Source organism: Streptomyces sp. IBSBF 2435 (genome assembly GCF_036815005.1).
Taxonomy (GTDB): domain Bacteria; phylum Actinomycetota; class Actinomycetes; order Streptomycetales; family Streptomycetaceae; genus Actinacidiphila.
On sequence record NZ_JAJSYW010000240.1, the window covers coordinates 1 to 8,297 of the forward strand.

Consider the following 8,297-nt stretch of genomic DNA (forward strand, 5'->3'; position numbering starts at 1 on the left):
CTCCACCTCCCCGACCGCCACCCTCCCCCCTGGTCATGAAAGGCACATCATGACGCCCACGTCGCGATCCTCCAGAACCCTGCCCCGCGTGCTGCCGCCCCTGGCACTCGCCGTGTGCGGCGCCCTGCTCGCCGCCTGCTCAGGAGCGGGCGGCTCCGGCGGCGGCTCCGGCTCCCACTCCATCAACGTGCTGATGGTCAACAACCCGCAGATGATGGACCTCCAGAAGCTCACCGCGGCGAACTTCACCAAGACCACCGGCATCAAGGTGAACTTCACCGTGCTGCCCGAGGACGACGTCCGCGACAAGATCACCCAGGACTTCTCCAGCCAGGCCGGGCAGTACGACGTGGCCACCATCAGCAATTACGAGACGCCGATCTACGCCAAGAACAACTGGCTCGCCCCGCTCACCGCCAAGGCCAAGGCCGACACCGCCTTCGAGCAGAGCGACATCCTGCCCGCCCTCCAGCAGTCGCTGACCTACAACGGGCAGATCTACGCGGAGCCCTTCTACGGCGAGTCCTCCTTCCTGATGTACCGCAAGGACGTCTTCCAGGCGAAGAACCTGGCGATGCCCGCCAACCCGACCTGGCAGCAGGTCGCGGACCTCGCGGCCAAGACCGACGGCGCCCAGTCCGGCATGAAGGGCATCTGCCTGCGCGGCCAGCCCGGCTGGGGCGAGCTGATCGCCCCGCTCACCACGATGGTGAACACCATGGGCGGCACCTGGTTCGACAAGGACTGGGCCGCGCAGGTCGACAGCCCCGCCTTCACCAAGGCCACCAGGTTCTACGTCGACCTGGTGCGCGCGCACGGCGAGCCCGGCGCCCCGCAGGCCGGCTTCACCGAGTGCCTCAACGACATGGAGCAGGGCAAGGTCGCCATGTGGTACGACGCCACGTCGGCGGCCGGCTCCCTGGAGGCCAAGGACTCCCCGGTCGCGGGCAAGGTCGGCTACGTACCGGCGCCCGTGGAGCAGACCAAGAGCTCGGGCTGGCTGTACACCTGGGCCTGGGGCGTGCAGAAGGCGAGCAAGCAGCAGGACGACGCGTGGAAGTTCATCTCGTGGGCGTCGGGCAAGGGCTACGAGAACCTGGTCGGCAAGCAGCTCGGCTGGTCCAAGGTCCCGGCGGGCAAGCGCACCTCCACCTACGCCAACCCCGCCTACGTCGCGGAGTCCTCGGCCTTCGCCAAGCCCACCCTGACCGCGCTGGACGCCGCCGACCCGGCCAACCCGGGCGTGCAGCCGCGGCCGGCGCCGGGCATCCAGTTCGTCGGCATACCGGAGTTCACCAACCTCGGCACCCAGGTCTCGCAGGAGATCAGCTCCGCCATCGCCGGCCGGACCAGCGTCGACAGCGCTCTGAAGTCGAGCCAGTCGCTGGCGTCCAAGGTCGCGTCCAAGTACGCCAAGTGACCCTGCCCACCGACCATTCGACGGCCTCCCGGTCCACCGGGCCGGGGGCCGGGCGCGAAGCGGAGTCGCCATGACCACCCCCTCGATCACCCGCCGGATCCGGGCACCGCAGGCCGGGCGCCGGACTGCCTCCCCGACGGCCCCGCTGCCGCCCCGTGGCGCCTGGGCCCGGCGGGCCCCCCTGCTCCCCGCCCTGCTGTTCATGATCGTCGTCACCCAGCTCCCTTTCGTCGGGACCCTGGTGATCTCCTTCATGCGGTGGAACGCCCTCGACCCCGGGGACCGCGGTCTCGCCGGATTCCAGAACTACAAGACCGCGTTCACCGATCCCGACCTGCGCTCCTCGATGACCACCACGGTCGTGCTGACCGTGGCCGTGGTCATGGTCAGCCTGGTGCTGGGGCTCGGTCTGGCGCTGCTGATGGACCGGAAGTTCCTCGGCCGCGGAGTCGTGCGCACCATGCTGATCACCCCGTTCCTGGTGGTGCCGGTGGCGTCCGCGCTGCTGTGGAAGCACGCCCTGTACAACACCTCGTACGGGCTCATCAACGGCTCCCTGACCTGGCTGTGGAGCCTGTTCGGCAGCCATGACGCACCGCAGCCCGACTGGCTTTCGGTGGCGCCGCTGCTGTCGGTGGAGGCGTCCTTGGTGTGGCAGTGGACGCCGTTCATGATGCTGATCCTGCTCGCAGGGCTGCAGAGCCGGCCCGCCGACATCACCGAGGCGGCCCGGGTCGACGGCGCGGGCGCCTGGCAGATCTTCCGCTACCTCACCTTCCCGCACCTGCGCCGCTACCTGGAACTGGCCGCGCTGCTCGGCACGGTCTACGTGGTGCAGAACTTCGACGCCGTCTTCACCCTCACCTCCGGCGGGCTCGGCACCGCGAACCTGCCCTACACCGTCTACACGACCTTCTACCAGGCGCACGACTACGGACAGGCGTCCGCGCAGGGCGTGATCGTGGTGGCGCTGTCCATCATCGTGGCGACCTTCGCACTGCGGACCGTCTCGTCACTCTTCCGAGAGGAGACACGGTGATGGCCGCCGCCGCTCCGACCCTTCGTACCGCCAGGACAGCCGGGGGCACCCGCGCCCGGCGCGGCAGCGCGCTGCTGGGACTGCTCGCCTGGCTGTGCGGGGCGGCCTTCTTCCTGCCGTTCGCCTGGATGCTGCTGACCTCGCTGCACAGCGAGCAGGACGCGGCGGCCAACCCGCCGCACCTGGGCGCCACGCTCACCCTGCACGGATACCGCGAGTTCTTCGGCTCGGGCACCGGGGTGAGCCCGTGGCCGCCGCTGGTCAACTCCCTGACCGCCAGCCTGGCCGCGACCCTGCTGGTCCTGGTGCTGGCGACCCCGGCGGCCTACGCGCTGTCGATCAAGCCGGTGCGCAAGTGGACCGACGTGATGTTCTTCTTCCTGTCCACCAAGATGCTGCCCGCGGTCGCCGGACTGCTGCCGGTGTACCTGATCGCCAAGAACGCCGGGCTGCTGGACAACATCTGGCTGCTGGTCATCCTCTACACCTCGATGAACCTGCCGATCGCGGTGTGGATGATGCGCTCCTTCCTCGCCGACGTGCCGGTGGCGATCATCGAGGCCGCGTCGATCGACGGCGCGGGTCTGCCCACCGTCCTGGTGCGGATCGTCGCGCCCGTCGTGATGCCCGGAATCGCCGCGACGGCGCTGATCTCGTTCATCTTCAGCTGGAACGAGCTGCTGTTCGCCCGGGTCCTCACCGGTGTGGTGGCGGGCACCGCGCCGGTCTTCCTCACCGGGTTCGTCACCAGCCAGGGCCTGTTCCTGGCCAAGGTGTGCGCCGCCGCAGTCTGCATCTCCCTGCCGGTGCTCGCCGCCGGGTTCGCCGCCCAGGACAAGCTCGTCCAGGGCCTCTCCCTTGGAGCCGTCAAGTGAAGGCAGCCGTCATCAGCTCTCCCGGTGTCGTCGGCATCGAGACGGTCGACGACCCCGCCCCCGCAGCCGGCGAGGTGGTGGTGCAGGTCGCGGCATGCGGACTGTGCGGCACCGATCTGCACATCCTGCAGGGCGAGTTCGCGCCGACCCTGCCCATCGTGCCGGGGCACGAGTTCGCCGGCACGATCGTCGCAGTGGGCGCGCGTGCCGAGGGGCTCGCGGTCGGCGACCGGGTCGCCGTGGACCCCTCGATCTACTGCAACGAGTGCCACTACTGCCGTATCGGCCGCAACAACCTGTGCGAGCGCTGGGCCGCGATCGGCGTCACCGTGCCCGGCGGCGCGGCCGAATACGCCGCCGCGCCCGCCGCGAACTGCGTCAAGCTCCCCGACCACGTCCGCACCGAGGACGCGGCCCTCATCGAACCGCTGTCCTGCGCGGTACGCGGCTACGACATCCTGCGCGCGAACCTCGCCAGCCACATCCTGATCTACGGCTCCGGAACGATGGGCCTGATGATGCTGGAACTGGCCAAGCGCACCGGCGCGGCAAGCGTCGACATGGTGGACGTCAACGAGGAGCGGCTCACCACCGCCCGCGCCCTGGGCTGTTCCACGGCCGCCACCAATGCCGAGGAGATCAGCCGGCCGCGCGGCTGGGACGTCGTCATCGACGCCACCGGCAATGTCGCGGCCATCCAGGACGCGCTCGGCCGGGTCGGCAAGGGCGGCACCTTCCTCCAGTTCGGGGTCGCCGACTACGCCGCGCGCGCGACCATCGAGCCGTACAAGATCTACAACCAGGAGATCACCATCACCGGCTCGATGGCGGTCCTGCACAGCTACGAGCGGGCCGCCGAGCTGTTCGCGGCGGGCGTGCTCGACCCCGAGGTCTTCATCAGCGACCGGCTCCCGCTGACGGACTACGAGGCGGCGCTCCAGCGCTTCCAGGCGGGCCAGGGCCGCAAGATCCAGGTCCTTCCGTGAGCGACGGCCCGGGGGCCGCGCCGCCGGCGGTCGTCATCGGCGAGGCGCTGACCGATGTGCTGGTGGACTCCGGCGGGCGGCGGCGCGGCCTTCCCGGCGGATCGCCGGCCAATGTCGCCCTGGGCCTGGGCCGGCTCGGCCACCCGGTGCGGTTCGCGACCCGGATCGGCCGCGACACCAACGGCGACCAGCTGCGCAGGCGGCTGCGCGACGGCGGGGTGCTGCTGGCGCCGGGCTCGGTCACCGAGCGGCCCACCTCCACGGCGACGGCGCTGCTGGACGGATCGGGCTCGGCCGCCTACGACTTCGACATCGCCTGGGCGCCGTCCCGGCAGGCCGTCGAGACGGTACGCACCGGGCCGCCGGCCCATCTGCACACCGGGTCGATCGCCACGGCGCTGCCGCCGGGCGCCGACGCGGTCTTCGACGCCGTGGGCCGGGCGCAGGAGTCGGCGACGACCTCGTACGACCCCAACCTGCGGCCGGCGCTGCTGGGCCCGCCCGGCAGGGAGAGAGCGCGGGTCGAGCAGCTGGTCGAGGTCAGCGATGTCGTCAAGGCCAGCGCGGAGGACCTGGACTGGCTGTACCCCGGCCAGGGCGCGGAGCGGGCGGCGCAGCGATGGGCGACCGCCGGGCCCGCGATGGTCGTGCTGACCCTCGGCGACCGCGGCGCCCGCGCCTGGTGGCGGCACGGCTCCTACCGGGTGCCGCCCGTACCGGTCCGGGTGGCGGACACCGTCGGTGCGGGGGACGCCTTCATGTCGTGCCTGGTCAGCTCCCTGCTGCGGGCGGGGCTGCTGGGCGGCTCCCCGGCCTGCCGCGAGGCGCTGGCGGCGGCCACCGACGCGGCCCTCCTGCCGCCGCCGATTGTCGCCGCCCTCTCCCTGGCCTCCCGCGCGGCGGCGCTCACCTGCGGCCGCGAGGGCGCCGACCCGCCGACCCGCAAGGAACTGACCAGCCTGTTCTGACCCGGTCACGCCCTAGCCGCGGCGGCCGGCCACCCACGGGAGGGTCGCCACCGACGGCGCGGGCGGCAGGGTCGCGGTGATCACCAGGGTGCCGTCCTCGACCTGGTAGTCCAGCGGGAGCCCCAGCTCCCGCATCACCGCCACCATGCCGGTGTTGGTCGCGCGGGTGACCGCGTAGACGCTCTCGCGCCCGGCCTCGGCCGCCAGCTCGACCAGCTTGCGCAGCAGCACCGCGCCGATACCGCGGCGCTGCCACTCGTCCTCGACCAGTATCGCGACCTCGTTCTCGTCCCCGTCCCACAGCAGGTGGCCCAGCGCCACCAGCCGGCCCGACGCGGTCTCGACGGCCAGCGACCGGCCGAACCGAGGGCTGAGCAGATGGCCGAGGTAGCCGTCGGCATCCTCGACAGGGCCGTGGTAGCGCAGCGCCAGCGTCCCGGCGGTGCAGCGCTCGTGCATCGCCAGCGCCGCCTCCTGGTCCTCGGGGCCGACCCGCCGCACCGTCAGCTCGTCGCCCTCGGGGAGGGTCACCACGTGCCGGCTGCCGGGCATCCGCACCCCGAGCCTGGCGTCCAGCTCCACCAGCGCGCGGGCCCTGGCGAATTCGGTCGGGGTGAAGGGCAGGTGGTCGCGCTGCACGGTGATCGTGCCGCCCGACGGGTCCCGCAGCCGCATCACCGTGTCCAGCAGCGCGTCCTGCGGCACTTCGCCGCCCTGATCGGCCGCGGCCGGCGCCGGGGTGGACCTGATCGTGCAGCGGCCGAACAACTGCCGCAGCGCCAGCGGCAGTTCGGCCGCGTCCAGCGCGGTACGGGTGGCGAGGGTGAGCATCCGGGTCGGGGTGTCGACCAGGTCGTGCGCGTCGGCCCGCTCCAGCCAGGTGTCGGTGCCGCCCGCGTCCGCGACGGTCAGCACCAGGGACGCGGCGGTCAGCGCCGCGGGCGCCCGCAGCAGGAATTCGTCGACCGTGCCCTCGGCGAGCGGGTGGGTCTGCAGCGTGACGATGTCCACCTGGCTGCCGGCCAGCGCGGTGCACACTGCTCCGAGGCTGCCCGGGGTGTCCCGCACGGTGGTGCGCAGCCGCCACAGCGCCGGTTCGGCGGCCGTTCGCGGTTCGGCGGCCCGGTCGCCCGCCGCAGGAGCGGCGGCGGCCCGGCCGCGGCGGCGGGTCCACCACAGGTGCGCGACGGCCGCCGCGAGCAGTGCCGCCGCCGACGTCATCAGCAGCGTTCCGCCGTCCGGGCCGTGGTTGACCAGGTCGGCGATGAGGTCGGCGGTGGCCATCGCGGCGAAGAGCGCGGCCACTTCGGTGAGGTCGCGGCCCCAGTGTCGGTGCCGGGTTGCGGCCCGAGCTGGAGGCACAGGAGTCGTGTGAGGCATACGCCTACAATGGCGAAGCCGTGTTGCGCGATCACGAACATGCCGTGACCAGACGGTAAAGGGCGGATCTTCTCGGTTAACTTACCTTTTCAACGTCTTTGCCGTCCGCAGCCGTGATGAAACCGACCAGACTCGTGCGATCGCGCGCCATGTGCCGGCGCGGCGCCGCCTCTCCGGTGCCGTCGGGGGCCGTCGGCCCGCCGCGCCCCGCCCGGTCCAGGGGGCACCGCGATCCGGCCCCCGCGCCCCGCCCGGCAGGTTACGTGCGGCGGCCCGCGGCCGGCCGGTGGACCAGCAGGTGTACCGCGCGGGCGATCGCCTCAGGGGGCAGGTGGGCGTACCCCACCACCAGCCTGACCCGGCCGTCGTCGTCGCCCCCGCGGGACGGCCCCGCGAGGTAGTCCGACAGCGGCCGGACCGCGACGCCCGCCCGGGCCGCGGCGGCGAGGAAGCGCGGCTCGGGCCCGTAGCGGTCGGGAAGGCTGACGATCGCGTGCAGCCCGGCGGCGATGCCGCTGACCTCGGCGCCGGGCGCGTGCTCCGCCAGCGCGGCGACCAGCGCGTCCCTGCGCGCCCGGTACAGCCGCTGGCAGCGCCGCAGTTGGCGGTCGTACGCGCCGGAGGCGAGGAAGTCGGCGAGTACGGCCTGTTCGATGACGGAGTGCCCGAGGTCCATCGTCCGCTTGCGTTCCGCCGCCTCCGCGACGAGGTCCGGCAGCCCGACCAGCCACCCCAGCCGCAGGCCCGGTGCCAGGGACTTGCTCGCGGAGCCGGTGTAGACGACATGTCCTGGCGCGAGACCCTGGAGCGCGCCCACCGGCTGCCGGTCGTAGCGGAAGTCGCCGTCGTAGTCGTCCTCGACGACCACACCGCCGCGGTCCCGCGCCCAGCCGGCGAGCGCGGCCCGCCGCGCGGCGGAGTAGGCGACGCCCGACGGGAACTGGTGGCACGGCGTGACCACCGCGGACCGTACGCCGGTGGCGGCCAGCGCCGTCACGGACAGGCCCTCCGCGTCCACCGGGACCGGCACCGCGGCCAGGCCGGTCGCGGCGAGCAGCGCGGTGTGCTCGGGGCTGCCGGGGTCCTCGACGGCGGTCGCCCGCTGCCCGCGGGCGTGCAGCACCAGGCCGATCAGGGTGTGAGCCTGGGCCACGCCGGCGGTGACCATCACCTGGTCCGGGTCGGCGGCCACGCCCCGCCGCCTGCCGAGCAGCGCCGCGAGCGCCGCCCGCAGCTCCGGAAGGCCGCGCGGATCGGGGTAGCCGAAGGCACGGTGGGGGAGCGAGGTCATCATCCGGCGGTGCGCCGCCGACCACGCGGCCCGCGGGAAGAGCGCCAGATCGGGCAGGCCTGGACGCAGGTCGTCCGGCCCGCCGCGATCGTCGGCGGCGCATACGGCGGCGGGCCGCTGCCCGGCCTCCTGCCGCGTGTCGGCCACCCAGGTCCCCGCGCCCTGCCGGCTGGTCAGATAACCCTCGGCGGTGAGCTGCGCGTACGCGTCGGTGACCAGGCCCCGGGACACCCCGAGGTCGGCGGCCAGTTCCCGGCTCGACGGCAACTGCGTCCCGGCGCCGAGCCGCCCCGCCCGCACGGCCTCCCGCAACGCCCCCTGCAGCGCCCGCCCTCGCC

7 protein-coding genes are annotated in these 8,297 nt (G+C 73.0%); 5 read left to right on the top strand and 2 right to left on the bottom strand.

The window, feature by feature from the left end; genetic code table 11:
- The first annotated feature begins 49 nt into the window (after positions 1 to 49).
- The 5 genes from V7E46_RS30395 (at position 50) to V7E46_RS30415 (ending at position 5,288) form a co-directional block, all read left to right on the top strand.
- Positions 50 to 1,420: an ABC transporter substrate-binding protein gene (locus tag V7E46_RS30395; RefSeq protein ID WP_333771426.1), complete on the top strand. Its 1,371-nt coding sequence runs from the start codon at positions 50 to 52 to the stop codon at positions 1,418 to 1,420.
- A 70-nt stretch (positions 1,421 to 1,490) separates the two neighbouring features.
- Entirely contained in the window at positions 1,491 to 2,459 is a 969-nt protein-coding gene (locus tag V7E46_RS30400) for a carbohydrate ABC transporter permease (RefSeq protein WP_329181753.1), read from the top strand.
- Positions 2,459 to 3,334 carry a carbohydrate ABC transporter permease gene (locus V7E46_RS30405; RefSeq protein ID WP_333771422.1) on the top strand — a complete coding sequence of 292 codons (876 nt, stop codon included), beginning with the start codon at positions 2,459 to 2,461 and terminating at the stop codon, positions 3,332 to 3,334. The genes V7E46_RS30400 and V7E46_RS30405 overlap by 1 nt, the downstream gene beginning before the upstream one ends.
- A complete protein-coding gene (locus tag V7E46_RS30410; protein ID WP_333771423.1) occupies positions 3,331 to 4,320 on the top strand; it encodes a zinc-dependent alcohol dehydrogenase family protein in 990 nt (329 codons plus the stop codon). Before V7E46_RS30405 ends, V7E46_RS30410 begins: the two co-directional genes overlap by 4 nt.
- On the top strand, positions 4,317 to 5,288 hold the full coding sequence (locus V7E46_RS30415) for a carbohydrate kinase family protein (RefSeq protein ID WP_333771424.1): 972 nt from the start codon (positions 4,317 to 4,319) through the stop codon (positions 5,286 to 5,288). Before V7E46_RS30410 ends, V7E46_RS30415 begins: the two co-directional genes overlap by 4 nt.
- Before the next feature lie 12 nt (positions 5,289 to 5,300).
- Here V7E46_RS30415 and V7E46_RS30420 read toward each other — a convergent pair whose 3' ends face one another.
- Together V7E46_RS30420 and pdxR are read right to left on the bottom strand one after the other, a co-directional pair.
- Positions 5,301 to 6,668, bottom strand: coding sequence for a GNAT family N-acetyltransferase (locus V7E46_RS30420; RefSeq protein ID WP_443054401.1), 1,368 nt, complete (start codon positions 6,666 to 6,668; stop codon positions 5,301 to 5,303).
- A 259-nt stretch (positions 6,669 to 6,927) separates the two neighbouring features.
- The coding region (gene pdxR, locus V7E46_RS30425; protein WP_333771425.1) for a MocR-like pyridoxine biosynthesis transcription factor PdxR at positions 6,928 to 8,297 on the bottom strand (1,370 nt) is incomplete at its 5' end.

Bases quoted from the DNA above. Each gene is read 5' to 3' on its own strand.
- V7E46_RS30420 (WP_443054401.1), bottom strand. From the start codon at position 6,668: ATGCCTCACACGACTCCTGTGCCTCCAGCTCGGGCCGCAACCCGGCAC.
- V7E46_RS30405 (WP_333771422.1), top strand. From the start codon at position 2,459: ATGGCCGCCGCCGCTCCGACCCTTCGTACCGCCAGGACAGCCGGGGGC.
- V7E46_RS30395 (WP_333771426.1), top strand. From the start codon at position 50: ATGACGCCCACGTCGCGATCCTCCAGAACCCTGCCCCGCGTGCTGCCG.
- V7E46_RS30400 (WP_329181753.1), top strand. From the start codon at position 1,491: ATGACCACCCCCTCGATCACCCGCCGGATCCGGGCACCGCAGGCCGGG.